This window comes from Vibrio sp. (assembly GCF_984391705.1).
Genome location: NZ_CFHWOM010000014.1, coordinates 13707 through 30846, shown reverse-complemented (window position 1 = coordinate 30846; position 17140 = coordinate 13707). Strand labels below are relative to the sequence as shown.

5 protein-coding genes are annotated in these 17140 nt (G+C 44.6%); all 5 read right to left on the bottom strand.

The window, feature by feature from the left end; all coding sequences use genetic code 11:
• Positions 1-89: 89 nt before the first annotated feature.
• Positions 90-485, bottom strand: a complete 396-nt coding sequence (locus tag AC4MRV_RS10480) for a GFA family protein (protein ID WP_491187290.1) — start codon at positions 483-485, stop codon at positions 90-92.
• 32 nt (positions 486-517) lie between these two features.
• Complete coding sequence (locus AC4MRV_RS10475) at positions 518-1369, bottom strand: mechanosensitive ion channel family protein (RefSeq protein ID WP_491187289.1); 852 nt, start codon at positions 1367-1369, stop codon at positions 518-520.
• A 72-nt stretch (positions 1370-1441) separates the two neighbouring features.
• A complete protein-coding gene (locus AC4MRV_RS10470) occupies positions 1442-2344 on the bottom strand; it encodes an OmpA family protein (RefSeq protein ID WP_491187288.1) in 903 nt (300 codons plus the stop codon).
• Positions 2345-2353: 9 nt separating this feature from the next.
• On the bottom strand, positions 2354-5887 hold the full coding sequence (locus AC4MRV_RS10465; RefSeq protein ID WP_491187287.1) for a hypothetical protein: 3534 nt from the start codon (positions 5885-5887) through the stop codon (positions 2354-2356).
• A gap of 51 nt (positions 5888-5938) precedes the next feature.
• Positions 5939-16945, bottom strand: a complete 11007-nt coding sequence (locus tag AC4MRV_RS10460) for a DUF11 domain-containing protein (RefSeq protein WP_491187286.1) — start codon at positions 16943-16945, stop codon at positions 5939-5941.
• Positions 16946-17140 lie beyond the last annotated feature (195 nt).

Genomic DNA, 17140 nt, shown 5'->3' with positions numbered 1-17140 from the left:
CATACTCCCTTTCAGGCAATAGGTCGAATCACGTTTTTTATCGTCACAATAACAGCCATTTGACGCCGAGAGGTGCTGAATCGATATAGCTAGCGATCGGCGGGATGGTTCACCCCATCGTTGGTTACTACCTCACCAATATCAAATGGATTCACACCTTCAAGACAACCTAGGTTATAACCGAACTCATCTGGAGCAGAACGTCTTTGATGGTGGGTATAAATGCCGCATTTAGAACAAAAATAATGCTTCGCGGTGTGGGTATTAAACTGATACAGCCTAAGCTCGTTGTCCCCTTTGAGGACTTTAATACCATCTAATTTTACCGACGCAACGATCGCTCCGCGACGACGGCACATAGAGCAATCACACCGGCGAGGTTTCTCTATACCATTAGGAAGAGAGAGCTCTAACTCCACACTTCCACAATGGCACGTGAGCTTATGTTTCTCTTTGATTAGGGTTGGGCCAACTTGCTTGATCATCCTTGATCTCCTTTTATTTTCTTCAATGAGCCTTAGTTATTCTCGCTTTCTTTGGGGAATCTATCCTCGTAAAGCTGCATAAAGTCCGCTCGGATTTCTTGCTCTAAGTGTGTGGCTTTGTCTGTTGGGCAGAACAGCATGAAATGAACAATCTGCTCGCCAGTCGAGCCGCTTGTAATGTGTATATGAGGTTCAGAGCCCGGTAGGTCGACTCCTGCATGCTTCTCAATAACGGTGTTGTATCGTTTCGCCACATCACTGAAGTAACTGATATGGCTATCAATTTTCTCAAGCATGTCCGGGATCATCGGATAGAGGTTCACAAACGCAGGTACCACTATTGAAAAGTCATGGTAAACGTAGCGTTTCATGAAGTTGAGGTTTTTTACTGGGTAAGTAAAAAACATACTGTTAGGTAGTGTGGCGGTTTTACCTGTGTAGTGGTAATGACCGTGGTAAAGGTCAATCTCTTGGATAACAGTCGCCATCATGTTGTGTTCGATGACTTCCCCGCAAATCTTACCTACTTCAATCCAGTCTCCAATACGAAACGAACGAGAGCTTGCTCGCTGGATAGAGCCCGTGAAACAGAGAATGATCTCTTTAGATGCCACAACTATCGCAACTGCAATTGCCGTTACCGAGAGTGCAAACTCGTTGATTTCAGATTGCCAAAGGACAAACAGTAAAAGAACCGTTAAGGCAAATGTGCCATTTTTTGTCCGTGACATCCAGTGACGTTGTTCTTCCGATACAAACGCAACATCACCACGAATTTTCCACAGCACTAATCTTCTTATCAAAGCGATAATGAATATGATAAGTGCGGTGAAAACCAATTTATGAGTCAGAAGAAAATCAATAACGACCTGTACTTTCTCCATTCTCTACTCCCTTTCTTATTATGATTAAAGGGGCATTAAGCCCCTTTGGATAACACTTGACGCGTAGTGTGTTTAAAGTTGAGGCGGTAACTCCCCTTCCTTAAAGACAATGAATGCTCGACGATTTAACGCGTTAGCATCCACCGATTGCTCTTGCGTGACCGGATTAAGTTCTCCGAAAGATTTAACTTCCCACACATATTGGTTAGGGTCTAGTTTCGTTTGCAAATAGTGTTGCACAGATAGCGCTCTTCTTTCCGCTAGCTTTTCGTTGTAGCTCAATGAACCTTGGTAATCTGTATGACCTGCTATCATTACGCGTCCATTTAACCCCTTGAGATTATTTGCAAATTCCTCCAAAGATGGCTTATCAACTTCTTTTAAATCTGCTTTATCAAAGTCAAAGTGTGAGGTCATAGCAACAAAAACTTTACGCTCAGGTTTTGGGGGATCACAGAACGGATTTTCCTGTTTCGTTTGCGTTTGTTCGAATACCACATAGGCTCGACGGTTTTCCGCATTCGCCTGCTTAGATGTCCCTGCCACCAGCGGTTTTGATTCCCCATAATATTTCACTTCCCAATCGTAACGGACTGGGTCAAGTTGAGTTTGCATATATGCTTTTACGGCTTCTGCACGGCGCAGAGACAGCTTCACATTGTAGTCATCACTGCCTTGGTAGTCCGTATGCCCTACTACTGCAATTTGACCGTGCAAGTGGCGAATACTCTCGATAAGTTGGTCAATGGACGCTTTGTCTTCAGCTTGCAGATCAGACTTATCAAACTCAAAGTGCGAAGCCATGGCAATGCGAATATCTCGTTCAGGCACAATACACTCTTGGATGAGAAACTTCTCTACTCGAGGATCGCCAAACTTATCGATATTTTCTTTACTCACGTACGCATCCGTCGAACAAGCGGAAATACCCAGGATCGAGCCTGCAATCAGAAGTTTAATACTGTTCTTTCTCATGGGTGATCCTTAGATTTTACCAACTAAGTTAATAAATACGCCTTGCGCGTCGTAATCATCGTCATTCGCTAAATTACTGTCGAATCCAGAGAAGTTGTAACCAACACCAATTTTAAAGTTGTCCGATAGGTGTTTGTTCACTGAAATCAGAGCACCATGCTCCAATTCATCATTTAATGTGTCTGTTTTCCAGTGATACTCACCCGTAACATCCCACTCTTTCATAACGTGGTAAGAAGCGCTCACACCATACAAATTAATATTACTTTCGACGGTCTCAACGTTTCCGGAAGCACGCTCAAAGTCTTCTTTTTTGTCTTTGTGCGCGTATTTAGCACCAACATCCACTTTAGCGTTGACCGAGTAGATGCCCTCAACTTCAATGATATGTGACTGCTCATTGGAGTAATCAACATCACGATCTAAGTTGTCTTTGTCAGCAATGTAGGTGTAGCGGCTTAGTAGGTTAAGGCGGTCATTATAGATAGGCCGATAAGCGACTCCCGCGGTCCCTTCCACGAACCTCTCTAGCGTTTCATCCGTAGATTTACTGACAGATTTCGAATAGTTGAACTTACCAAAGAGGGTGTATTCTTCAGTTAGATGCTGAGTATAACGGTTGGTCGTAACAAACTGCTCGACTTTACGTTTAGCAGGATCGACGTTCTCGTTGCCCTTATCAACTCGGAATTCAACCTTGTTCTTGAACGACACATCGTCAACATCCACATTAGTGGTAAAGGTTATCGCTTTTCTCTCTGTAACTTCAAGTTTGGTTGGATCTTGGTCGTTCTTTTTCTCAATAAAGCCTTGTTGATATCCAATACCGAAATCGACATCATCCGTCATGTCGTAGCCAAAGCCAAACGAGTCTATACGTCCTTTGCCGTTGTTTTCATCGACAAACTGGTTTTCTTGGTAAAAGTCGACGTTAGATGTCAGGTCCGCTCGTTGTCCAATGATAACGTTGTTTGCCCCTTCATACGTGTCATCTTCATAGGTCAAATAAGTTGAGTAGTTATCGGTAATATCATAAGTCGCTGTCGCTTCTGTCGCATCACCACGATCCCCCGTGGTGTACTCTGCGCCAAGCTTTAAATCTTCAAAGACTCTAAATTCAGCGCCCACCGAGACACTGTCATTGGCGTCATACTGATCTTGCTTATCAACCGTTTTCTGCCCTTTCACATACACGCTGTTGTCACTATCCCAAATGTAATCTGCGCGAAGGCCGGCCAGCGTTCCCTTACCCTTCTCGTTTTCACTATTGAGCTCTTCAATTTGCTTACCTGCCGCCGACAGCTTGATGTGGTCCGTTACTTTCAGCTGACCTTCCAATTCAGCCTGTTGAGTATCGGTGGTTTTCGTCCCATCGAGCTCAGTTTCTTCAATCGAGGTAAAGCGCGTCGCAAAGCTCAAGCGATCTGTGGCTTGCAGTCGTAATTCTGTGCCGTACGATTCTTGTTCTAAATCATCGCTTTGACTCGCGTAACTGTAGCCTGCATCTTTGGATTTATACCAAGCGGTTACGTCATTACCTACCGCGCCAAAGAGATTCGGTGCAATATCGTAAAGGTTTGCGACACCTTTCACTTGCAACGAGTCACCTTCACGTTCGTCCAAGTCACTGCCAATTGGGCTAAAGGTTAAGCCACCATCAAATGAAACATAATTTGAATCGGTTTGACGACCTTTACTGTGCGCCCACTCAGCTTTCAAATAGGTACCTTCGGTCGCACGAAGCGTTAGATCTGTACCATAAGATTCATAGTCTTGGTTATCTCGCTCTTCAGTCGCGTAGTTGGCGCCAATACCAATGTAATCGTTCGCCCAACCTTTAACACGGCCGCCATAGGTCATGGCATCGCGCGCATCTTGACCTCGTGGCACATATTCATAGTCCACCGCTAGGTAGTTTTCATAGCCGCCCGTTGGTGTGTCATCAATAACACTCCCAAAGTTATCAGCAATGATATTACTTAGTGGACGCATTAAAATGATTCGCCCCTGGTATGGGTCAATCTCGTAGTCTCGTCCAGACTGAAGCGGAATTTCTTGTTTAGTGATACTGCTGTTTTTATCAACAACTTTTACGTACACCTTGTCACTGCCCGGAACAACTTCACCATGACGCAAGAAGTACAGTGAACCACCAGTCCCTAGTAGTTCATCGTGAGCAAACGCGGAGTCTGCGGAGGCAGCAAAGCCAACCACATTTAACCTATCTTCACCGAACTGAGTAGTGCTACGAGTGCGGTAGTCACCTTTAAAACCGTATAAGCTTCGGTTGTAGTCGTTGTTGTCCGTTCCTGTCAGCCCTGTATTGTAATTGCCCCACAGAACCTGAGACTTATCGTATTCAAGGTTTAGGTAGACTTTACCTTTGGTATTTACAACCTTATGGATGTTGGCTCCATCGCCATAATCCCCGTAATACAGCTCATCATCATCTTCGAGAATATCGAAAACGTCTGAAGAGTCTGCGGCAAATGGATGCTTAAATATGTCTTGGATTCGACCATCTTTGCTGTCGAAGTGGGTGGTAACACGAAGCTTGTCACCAAACTTACCTTGACTGAAATAGGCGATACGCCCTTGGTTATAGATGTCATCTTGATATTGTTCATCTACCCCTAGCGCGCCTGTGTTCCCCGTGACACTGTTTTTACCAATGTAAAAGTCAGCTAAACCCGCTTGTACATAGTAAGTTTCCGGAATGCGAACATAAAGCTGGTAACGACGTTCATCACCGTTGTCAAAAATAACTTTAGTCGGGAACATGTAAGCATCAGCTGGCAAAAACTGCTCAGCGTACAAGTCACCATCTTCGACTTCAAACTCATCTTCTCCAATGACGACTTTATCCACCCCTTTTAAACCGGTGCCAATAAACTTCGCCAAGCCAGCATTCGTTGGAATGTTATGTCTCATTAGCTTTGCACGACCAAAGCTTCGTCCGATACCTTCTTGAGCATCATTACGATCGATATCGATTTCAGAGTCCGGACGAACCAAATCAATCACCCCAACGGTGGTGATATCCATATTGCCGTCTTTGTCCCACGCTTTAAATCGAAACTGAAGCTGGTTACCGATTGCAAATTCATAACCAATGTCAGTGCTTCCATCCCAGTTAATGTCGATGTCATTGGCGACTTCTGTACCTTCAATTACCTTTAAAGGTTGGGATAGTGAACGATCTTCCCCCCGATAGATTTCTATCTGGTAGCGCTCCATGTAGTAGCTGTAGTTAGAGCTGACTGTAAAACTCACATCATCTTTAAGAGTGCCTTCAACCACTTCTAACTCGTCACCGACACTGACATCCAGTACCGGGTTAAAGCGTGTAATATCTCGACTTGCCCAAATGGCACCTTCATCAAGATAAATACGAGAGCTGTCTTCTTGTTTATGCGCTTCAACCTCGATCCCGGTCGTATCGGAATCCAGCTTTTGCAATTTACTCGTATCCTTACTGACCGCCATCATTGGGATGGCAGCCAAGATACACACTGCGAGTTGAGTCTTATTTAGTTTATTCATAACTTTCCCATCAATCGTGATTTATTTTGATTGTTGTCTCCACGATTACTGTTATTCTTCAACAGAAATACTAAAGTTGAATTTCGTCAGTTTGTTCGGCGAAATACGCTGCACTCTTGGGTTTTCACTGATCACTTTCATGCCTGTTGGTAATGAGTCAGTATCCACCTTGACCAAAAAGTTTTTGCCTTTCTTGTCCAATACCCATTGGTCCGGCACGTGATAACGACCGTACTGGTCTGTTTCAATCACTATGCCTTCGACTGTCAACAAACGAACACCAGGAATACCGTCTTCATAGATGCCTTTGTTCTCGATAACAATTTCCCATAGGTAATGGTCGCCATCTTTATATAGGTTTCTCGTGACATCGAGGTTCTCTGCAGACAATCCTTGCTGACGATCGCCGACATGCTGGGTGGTAATGTTTCCTTCCCGGTCAAACACAATTCGGCTACCACCATCACTAACGACACTGAAGCTAAAGCCTCTATCCGTTTTAGTCGAAACCTGGAACGCCACCTTATTACTTTCCGGCAAAGTTCTGTTTCGCGACACACCAAACAACTTGTCGATTTCAGCCCCTTTCACTAACGCCGAGTCATAGAAACTTGCTTTGTTTGCTTCCTTCGTAGCATGACTGTAGCTATGTTGAAAATCGCCCGCTTTTTCCATCTTGACGCCATAGACATGACCTTGATGTTTGCCGCCCTGATGCTCGCTATCTTGTAGAACGCGTTCCTTGCCATTTCTTACCACAACCGTAGAGCCAGGGATGTAGTCTCGGTCTGAAATATTCGCTGCGATAACCACATCAAACGCGGTTGCGTCGGCTTGGAAGCCATCTTTGTTATGGTCTTCAAACACTTTGCCTATAATGGACGCTGTATCAAATACCTTGTCAGGCAACACTTCTACCGTCGCAGTGGCTGTGTTCGATTTCACCATTAAGGCACCTGTGACTTGCCCTTCAGGAGGCGACATCGCAACAGCCGTGTTTACATATTTGCCAAACGTCGCACCAACAGAAACACGCAACAAGTAACGAATACGAACTTTTTCAGTGATCGTTTTGTCTGCCGTTCCATACGCCAACATATCTCCCACGTTAAACGTTAAACTGCTGGTTACCGCTGGATCGTCCGTACTAATGACATCATCACCAGTATCAAACTCACCATCTGGACCACTATTGGTCATTTCTGTCGAACCAGGAACATAAGCAAAACCTGCTGGGAATCGGTCAACTAACTTAACGCCTTTAAACTCTGATTCGTTGTTGTTTTGAATAATGACTTCATACTCGACCACATCGCCGACTTGAGCATCCGTTTTCAGCGCCTCTTTCGAAACAAACAGCTCACCCTCGTTGTCAGCAAACTTCTTAACGTGGATTGTCACATCGTCTGAAGCGGTAATGCCTGTTGCAGGGTCCGTAACAGTAAAGGTATTGGTGATATTGTCATCCAACCCTTTATTGAGCTGGCCAGTGATGGTAATGACATAGCCGTTCCCCATATAAGGCAGTAAATCGAGTGACAGGCTTCCATCAGGTAGTTGCAGGTCTTTGTCAGTGAACTGACCTTTGATTTGCCCTGTTGGCCACTCTTCGATTTTCATCACCCAGGTGGTAAAAAGACTATTGCCGTTCGCGCCCATTAGTTTGCTGATCTCATCAATCATTTGAGCGCCAGAAACTAACGCTGAACCTTCATTACTCACTCGTAACAGGTAGGTTAAGTCGTCATCATCATTCGTATATTCAGCGTTCTCGCCTTTGGTCGTAGTTTTGTCAATGGCGAAACTCACCGCTTGAGGCACGATCATTGCGCTAACACTTTCAACCGACGCGTTGCGTGGCTGACTCGCATCAACATTGACGTTAGATGAGGACTCATCAATCTTATGCGCCGTATTGATGATCTCACCCATAGCACGTGGATCGACAGTGCCTGTGACGACAAACTCAACCGTATCACCCGGAGCGATATCCATGGCTGCATTTATGTCTGAATTCGCGGCGATCGAGCTCGGTTCAACATTGGTACGAGCATCCGCGCTATTAATTTCGACTGTCCAATCTGTAAATGCGTACACCACTTCGCGATTACCTGACGTAAGATCCGGACGTGTCTGCACCTTAATGCGAGACATAGCATCGCGAAGCAAGACATCGTTAGCAAAACCTTTGCCTTCATTGGTTAACTTGATGCGGAAAGTAGCTTTGTCACCCGCGGTATAAATTGGGTTATCCGCCTGTTTGGTAATCACCACCTTGTCAGGCTCAGGCAGTAAGCTCGCTGTCGCAGTAAACCGTTGCGAACGACCATCATTGACTGTCATCGAGGCTTTATTATCGATTTGACCAATGGCATAGTCGTTAACCTTACCCGTAATCACTAACTCTAACGTATCATTTGGCGCCAAGTTAACGATGGAATCGACTTCACGGTTACTGCCACTTGGATCAGGAGCGATGGTGGTTAATTCATTGCCTTTATTGACTTGAACTGTCCAGTTTTCAAAAGCTTTCTCCCCTTTGCCATGAACGGTGTCAACTGTCATGGAATTAAGCAGATCTTTCAACTGGATGCCCGCAACAAATGCTGCGTTTTGGTTGGTCAACACCACTCGGAAGGTCGACTCTTTACCCGGCTCATAAGACATCTCCGTCTCATTACCCGTTTCACCAACGAACTTCTCTAAGGTTAAAGAAATTGGACGGTGCTTAATCAAAGCATCAGCGGAAAGTTGCGCTTGGGAAGAGAAATCAACTGTCACTCGGTTAAAGATATCGGTTGTAGCGTAGCGGTTTACCTTGCCATCAATCGTGAAGGTAATCTCACTGTTTGGTGCCATATCCGCGATGGTATCAATATCAGGGTTGCTGCCTGATGGTATCGCTGAAAGGCTTGTGTCCATAGAGCTAACATCTGTCTTAATGGTCCAACTCTCGAACGCATTACCTTCGGTTCCATCCACTAGCGTCACTTTGACATCGTTCATGATGTCTTTGATCGCCACATCATCAGCAAAACCTTCCCCGTCATTTTTAACAGTCACGACGAACTGCGCCGGTTGTCCTGCTTGATAGTACTCTTGATCTGCGTTTTTAGTAACAGAGATCTGAGCAGGCTTAGGCTTGATAACGGCTGTTGGCTCAGAGACCTTTCCATCAAATGTTACTTTAGCGGTATTCGTGATTTCACCGATCGCTTTTGAATCGATCTCGCCTTCAATCGTAAACACAATCGTGTCATTAGGGGCTAAATCAACAAGATTGTCGATGTCCGAATTCCAACTGTATGCTTTAACATCTACGTTGGTCATAGAGTCATTAGCTTTGTATGAATACGTCCAGCGAGTAAATGCTTGTCGCTCCACACCGTCTGCGGTCTTGACCATAATGGCAGAAATTAAATCTTCTACGCTAATATCATTTGCAAATGCTGCGTCTTTGTTACGTACAGTTATAGTGAAGCCATTCATTTCTCCCGGAGAATAGAACTCTTCAATCGGCTCCTTAGTGACTTCTATTTCAGGAGTTAAGGGAGTGCTTGCCGCTTCATCTTGAAGCGTTTTTCCGTCATACGACACGCTCACGGTATTGCTAACGTCACCGATAATTTCTGGTTTTAGTGTACCTTTGATTGTGAGCGTAATGATGTCTTCTGGAGCAATATCAACCGTGTTGTCGATGTAATTTCCCGACAATGCTGGCAGCGTCGTGGTGCCTTTATCTGACACACCGGTGATTTCAATGCTGCCCGGCTCAAATACCGACATTTCGCTGCCATAAATAGTTTCAGCCGTGATTCGATCAATTAAATCACTCACTTGAACATTGGTCGCCCAAACTCGTTGAGTGTTGGTTAATACGACCGTGTAAGTCAGCGTATCTTGCGCTTGGTACACAGCTTTATCGACCACCTTTGACACTGTCACTTCTGCATCTATCGGTTGGTAAACTGCACTGTCTTGGACTTGGTCAATACCGTCTGCTATTGCCATCACGGTATTGGTAATTGGACCAACGACATTGCTGTTTACTGTCCCTTCTAGATGGATGGAAATCGTCGCCCCTGGAGCCATTTGATATTCACCAGCAAAGCCCTCAGCGCTGTCAAACGGCGTCTGCGAAACAGTGAACGTTTTACTCGCAGATGGATCTTTTATAGTGATCGAACTCTTAGCTGCATTCCAAGAATCAAAAACTCTACCCGGAACAAGGCTATCGACCACGTCCGCTCTAATATTCTTAACAAGATCAGCAATACGGACATGTTTTAAATAACCTGCACCACTGTTTTCAACCTCAATATCAAATCCGATTGAATCCCCTGGAGCGTATAGCGCAGGTGAGATAGAAGCCTGCTTAGAAACTTCCAGCACGCCCTGCTCTGGGTAGATAAAGTGTTCGCGTAGGTCGTAAGGCTTGCTATCGATATACATGGTATTGCCAAACTTACCTACTGCGTCATCACGTACCTTACCAACCACATCTATCTTCAAGATAGTTGGTTCACTCGCTGATGCAGCAGCGCCAAGTTTAACCAACGCATTGATATCACCCGATGTTTGGATTGCACTTGCGTCATTGTGAGCTGCACTCAAGTTACCGACAAACGCAGCTGTCGTGGTCCACGAAGTTAACGCTGTTTGCATTGTTCCATCTGCGGTTTCGACTAGGAACTTAGAGATTTCATCTTCAAGTTGAATATCAACATTCGAGTCAGACTTGTTAGCAATTAACATGGTGAAGCGTACCTCACCGCCAGGAACATAAGTTGGGGTGTCTGTACTCTTCTGGGCTAATATTTCTGCTTCACCTTGACCAAGGATGATCTCATTGGAGTTCTTACCATCAACTTTCGCAATATTGGTAATCGTTCCGGTAGCATTTGCATCGACCGTTCCAGAAAGTCCAAACACGACCTTGTCGCCCGGCATCAGATCGAAACGGGCATCAAGTGGCTTCGCACCTTCATAGCTCCCCGAAATATCAAAACGATCTGCACTCGGCTGCTCCATCACTGTGGTAGAAAGACCGCTAAACGCCTTCTCCCCTGTTGAGGTTTTAATGCTGCTGAGCCTATCGACAATTGTTACGTCATTCGCGATACCTTCACCTTGGTTCTCCACCGTGATGGTATAACTCACCTGACCACCTGGGTTGTATTCACAGCCACTGCCCGTATTAGACGGGAAGCGACAAGTACTGCTATCTGCAGTTGTACTTGTTACTAGCTTTTCAAACACCAATTTAGGTGCAACGGGTGGGATAACATCCGTTTCGACCGTGTGATCGCCGCCAGTCGCTGAGTTTGCATCTATCTCACCTAACGCATCCGGTCGAATCGTGCCTTTAATCGTGAAGGTAAGCTCTTCCATTGGCGCAATATCAGCCACTAAATCCAGGTCCCCTGCTGGGTCATAACTCGGTAAGTAGGTATCAACATCACTGTCTAAGCCATTGCTGATAACATGTGAAATCTCTGTTGAAACAAAGGCTTTCTCTTCACTGCCACCAATCACCTCTACGCTGATGTCTGATACAATATCTTTAATCACCGCATTATCACGCCACACTGGTTCAGTATTTTTCACCACAAAGCGGTAAACCACTTCTTCACCTGGCTTGTAGGTGTCACCTTTACTGTATGCTCTGCCACCTATCGATACGATTTCTTTCGATACATCTAAATTTGAATGATCCGGCTTAATCTGCGATTTACCAAAGCCGCTACCGTTATATTTTGGGGTGATGGTAATTGCGGTCATCGCATCATCACGAATCTGACCTTCAACTTTAAACTCTATCCAGCCTCCCGCAGCGATCGACAAAACAGGTACGTCGATATCAAGGTTAGTGCCTCCAGTGTACCCGCCGATACTTGTGGCTATTTCATTAGATTTAGTTGCCGTTATCGTCCATGTTGCTGGCTCGTAAACAACCCCATGTTGGTTGTCACTTTCACCTGCAGCATTTTGAGCGATTTTAGACTTCAGCTTTGTAAACTTCTCCAGCAAACTCGCGTTGTATTCTGTACCTTTACCTTTGTTCTCGATACGTAGGTGATAAACCACTTTTTGCTGATCTGGGTTATGGTTGAAAGACACTTTCTTGACCGAATAACTGTCGTCTTCAAAAGCGGCATGCTGCTTCGCAAGCTTGGAAGGGAGCATATCCACGCGTTCAGATGACAAATTATGGTTATTGTCTACTTTTGCAACGTTCTTGATGGAACCGACCGCTTTCTCAGACACTTTGGCTTTGATCGTATACTTCACGAAAGTACCCGCTGGATCAAAACTGCTCGCTGCGATATCAAACTGAGTATCAATATTGTGGTTGTCTGAGACAGAGCCAGCGTTAGACATTGGGCTGCCATCTACCTCAGTTTTGATCGTCCATGAATCAAAGGCTGCACCAATGGAGCCATCAAAATAGTCTGTGGTGATGCCTTGAATATCATCGACAATCGGTACCGCTTGTAGGTGAACGTTGTTGTTGTTTTTAAGTAGGATTTCATACTCAACATAGCCACCCGGTGTATATCCACCCGACAGTTCTGTTACACCATCTTTATCGAACAACTTAGTTACGTGTTTTTCAAAATCGTATTTCTTAGTATCCGCTTTGGACTCAGCACTCACTGTATCCGAGTCAACTTTCAGTAAGTTAACAATACTGCCTACTGCATACTTATTAACCGGTGCCGTTACCGTATATGAAATAGTTTCACCTGGAGGTACCGAGACATGAGTGATGATATCTTGGTTATCGGCAATGGTGCCATCCAAGTCAACTTGCGCAGCAGGACTGCCACCATGCACTTTGGGCTTAACCGTCCAGCCATTAATAAAGGCAAAATCGTTCGAGCCATCGAGCAAGTCAACTTTAACGTCTGAAATCTTATCTTCTACAGGCACATTGTATGCGCCACCCTTACCATCATTGGTAATGGTGAGGTGATAGACTAGAGGCTGACCGGGCTGATAGTTTTTCTGTTCAACCGTTTTGCTGAAGGTTAGGTGGTAATCATAAGGCTCTACCGTAATACCGCCGATGGTAATATCTCCGGCGGCGTCATCACGCACCACACCTTCAACGGTAAATAGGACATAGTCGCCACCCGCAACGTCAACCATAGTCGTGATGTTTTCATTGTCCTTCACCACACCGTCTAAAGTGCCATCAGTTGTCCCTTCTCCTCCATCGCTATCTTCTGTTTCAACGTCAACCGAGAAAACATCCTTAAACGGATTTGCTGTCGTCCCGTCCAACAGAAGAACGTTTACCCCTTTAATGTTTTCTGTTACGCGGTGGTTATTGTAATAACCTCGGTTCGAGCTGATTTTTACTGTGTATGTTAGCGTATCTCCAGGAGCATAATATTGGCTCTTCTTACCGTTAACTAACAACTCACGAGTGGTGTCAGCTCCGCTATCAACTCTCTCCATCTCGTGGTGAGATATATGCGATTCTTCAGTCACTTGCTTATAGTCGCGGAAAATGTATGCATCATTAGCGATGATCGGCTCTAAGATGCCACCAGCGTTACGGGTGCCAACAACATTGTCTTTGACTCGCGCTCTAATCTTAACAACCCGCGTTTGACCGGCCTCTAGCGAAAAAGAAGTATCCACGCCACCCAATGGGTAAACGAGATCTTCCGTTGTTTTACCTTGCCACCCTTTGTTGTCTCCGTAATCAAACTCCCAGTATTCAAATGGAGATTGACCATCGTAGTCCGCAATCGTGTTATCTTTTTTGTTCGCTAGCGTCGCTTTGATCTCTGTAAGAGGGTCGATTAACTTCAAGTTGTCAGCAACGTTCTCACTGTTGTTTTGGAGATAGATGAAATACGTCACATCTTGTCCAGGTACAAAACGGGTCACATCTGCAGTTTTGAGAATCGATACATTCAACTTAGCATCGCCACTGTCACCGATTTCCGCCGTCGCAGATTGATCTAGGTTATTCACCGGATCATGGATTTCTACGGTGTTTGAGATTTCATCTTTTTTATAATCGTTCTTAACTAAGCCACGAATCTTATAGGTAACGAAGCCCATACCTTGAGCAGTCTGAGGGTCAATATCAATCTTAGTATTGATATTACCGTTATCTGGGTAATTGGATTTGGAATCAGGGTAACTGCCCGTTTTGTAAGGTGAATTGTTTTTATCGGTAAAAGCGGTTATCTCCCACTTAGAGAAAACATCCATACCTTTGATATCGTCGGTCACGCGAACTTCATTGGCATAGCCTGCTCCACGGTTATAAACCGTTACATCGAACTCAACCCACTGACCAGGTACGAATTCATTTTCTTTGGTGGTTTTGACTACAACAACATTGGGTACTTTTGGATAAACGATCGCCGCATCTTGCATACCAGATTGTGAGTCTGAATCCGGCGTTTCGATGACAGCGCTGTTTTCAAACTGCTTATATACAATCTCGTCGCCATTGCTGCGATCAATTTGCGCGGTAATGGTGTACACAACTTCAACATTTGGTGCAATTTGAGCTACGGTGTCTAGGTCTTTGTTGTCTTCAAACTTGCCGACATCAGTGTACTTACTGTTACCATTCAATAGAGGATCATCGGAAATGATATCCGCTGTGATCGTCCATGAACTAAACACTTTTTTCGAGACGTTATCAGGCTCCAACAAACCCGCTTCAATTGCCGAAATGGTATCCTTAACCTTCACATTAGTCGCGTAACCGTTACCCTTTTCATTACGCAAATGAATTCGGTAGGTCACTTCGTTTTCCATTTTCGAGTAACTCGTATGCTCGGTATGGAAACCAGAATCTGAGTTGGTTTTTACTTCTTTTACCAATTCGATATTAAAGTCTTTTGGATCAGAGCCGCGGTCAGCGTAGACCGAACCATCAACGGTCACACTGTTTTGAATATGGCCATTAGCAAGTGGATTCGTTTTCGCTTCCACGGTGTAAATAATGTAAGAATGAGGCTCAATCGTCGCTTCAACATTAAGGTCTTTATCAATCACAGAGCCCGTAATACCAGTAATTGACGCCGTTGAAGCGGAACCATCTGAATGAAATGCCTCTGCTGTGATTTCCCATGAATCGAACGAATTAATGACATTACCGTAGATATCGACGGTTTGAACATCACCTACTTTATCAATAACTTGTACCTGGTTCGCAAAACCATCGCCATCGTTATCGACACGGATAGTGTAAGTCAGTACATCACCTGAAGAGTAGTAACGCGAGTTCACATCTTTGCTCGCACGCAGGTTATCTTCAGGCATCTGAATACCGGAGCCATCTTCAGTCACATTATCGGAACAAGCCGGATTGTTATCCAAGATAAGACCAATACTCGAATCACTTACCTCGGCTGTCAGTTTATAGACAACTGACTTGCCCGGCGCGATATCGGGTGACACTGTCACAGATGATGTTGTCCAGCTACCATAGCTGTAACTGCCATGATCGGTTCCTAGGTTATCTTCAGAACTAAGTGGCTCTAGTTTCCAACGTTTGAATGCAGCTCCCTCGCCTGCTCCACCAGCTTGTTCTGTCTGTACACAGGTAAGATCATCAACAACTTCCAGATCGTTAGCAAAGTACTTGCTCGATGAATTGGATACTTCAATTTCGTATTCAACAGTGTTGCCAGGTACGTATTCAGACGCTTTCGTTTTTTTAACGATGTTAATCTCAGGATCATTAACACTGAGCACTCGCTCAGGCATAACACGCGCACTTACTTGAGCATCTTGAACAAGCTTACCTGCTTCATCGAATACACCGGCATTCGCCCCCTGAATTTCGCCAATAGCAACCGGGGATACTTTAGCCTTAACGAGATAAGTAATCGATTCGTTTGGATAGAGAGAAATCGTGTCATCAAAAGCAACATCCGTCTGTGTACCTGAAGATTTATAGCTCGACAGTGAGTTTTCACCTGAGTCTGTAACATCAATTGTCCAGCTCGCAAATGGATTACCACTCACATCATTGTGATTGTGTTCTGGCTTAAGGTTATTCGCTAGCCCCAAGTTAGATATTAGATCGGCGATATTTTGTTTTACATGATAATCATGAGCTATTCCGGCGCCGCTGTTACTCACTTCTACCGTAAATTGACGTTCACTACTGACTAGGTATGGGTTGGTTTTGTTAATTTCATGAGTAATAGATACGTTAGGTTCAGCGGGAGGCGTTACCTTAGTTTCACTGACAACATCGCCATCTTTAGTATGTGCTGTCGCTGATGTTTCAATATTGCCGACAATAGAGTCGACAACATCTGCAACTATGGTGTAAGTCAGTTTGCCACCTACCGCAACCTTCGCATTTTCCACGCTCAAGTCACCCGTTTTAGCAAATTGCCCTAAGTTACTGCCTGAGCCGGACTTTTTACCGCTAATCGCTACATTGCTAAATGGACCGACTTTGCCACCATTAACCTCATCGACCGTCAGAGATTCAAATGCTTGCACAATATCTAAGCCCTGCACTTGATAAGAGCCCGTATTGGTTACTTTTAGCGTGTAAGTGAGTGGCTGACCAACAGTATAGTTAGCTTTATCGACGCTCAGTGCCAACGAATACTCATAAGGTACTGGGTTAAATACACTGCTTGTCGTTGGTGCAAAAGACTCTGCGCTGCCGTCGCCATCAAGGTCAACAGTGACTTTCGCTTTGCCAAGCTCAATAGGACCAATAATCGTATCATTTACCGTTGCAGAAAACTGGTAGGTGATTTCACCGTAGGGAAACAATACCGCATCATTTACAACAAGGTTACCATCACTATTTAATGAAGACCCTGGAGTTGAACCCCAACTGTTTGATGGTGTAATCGTTACTGTACTGAAGGCTTTTGCTAAACCAGACTCAGAGTTTGCCTCTGTATCTGCAACATAATCCTCGATCGAGATACCTGCGATTCGCTTTGCAGTGGTATTTTTTAGCGTGACTTGATAGTCGATCGCTTTACCATTTTCATAGCTAGCGTTAGCAGGCGAAACGGATACTTCTATTTCTGCGGCGACTGCGTTCACTGACGTCACAACGAGTAGAAATAAAAAGAATGTACTTAATCTTGTGTATAGGTGACTAAACAAAACTGAGCTATCCCATGTATTAGTTTTCGTTATTGCAAGTAGGTATTATATTTCGGGAGCAATTAACAAAAGTTGAGCAAGCCACGTATTATTCGTTTGAGCTCAAACCAAATGTCACTTCTGTGTCAAAAT

What these genes read in the sequence shown, in the direction of transcription:
- AC4MRV_RS10480 (WP_491187290.1), bottom strand. Translation starts at nt 485, where the DNA reads ATGATCAAGCAAGTTGGCCCAACCCTAATCAAAGAGAAACATAAGCTC.
- AC4MRV_RS10475 (WP_491187289.1), bottom strand. Translation starts at nt 1,369, where the DNA reads ATGGAGAAAGTACAGGTCGTTATTGATTTTCTTCTGACTCATAAATTG.
- AC4MRV_RS10470 (WP_491187288.1), bottom strand. Translation starts at nt 2,344, where the DNA reads ATGAGAAAGAACAGTATTAAACTTCTGATTGCAGGCTCGATCCTGGGT.
- AC4MRV_RS10465 (WP_491187287.1), bottom strand. Translation starts at nt 5,887, where the DNA reads ATGAATAAACTAAATAAGACTCAACTCGCAGTGTGTATCTTGGCTGCC.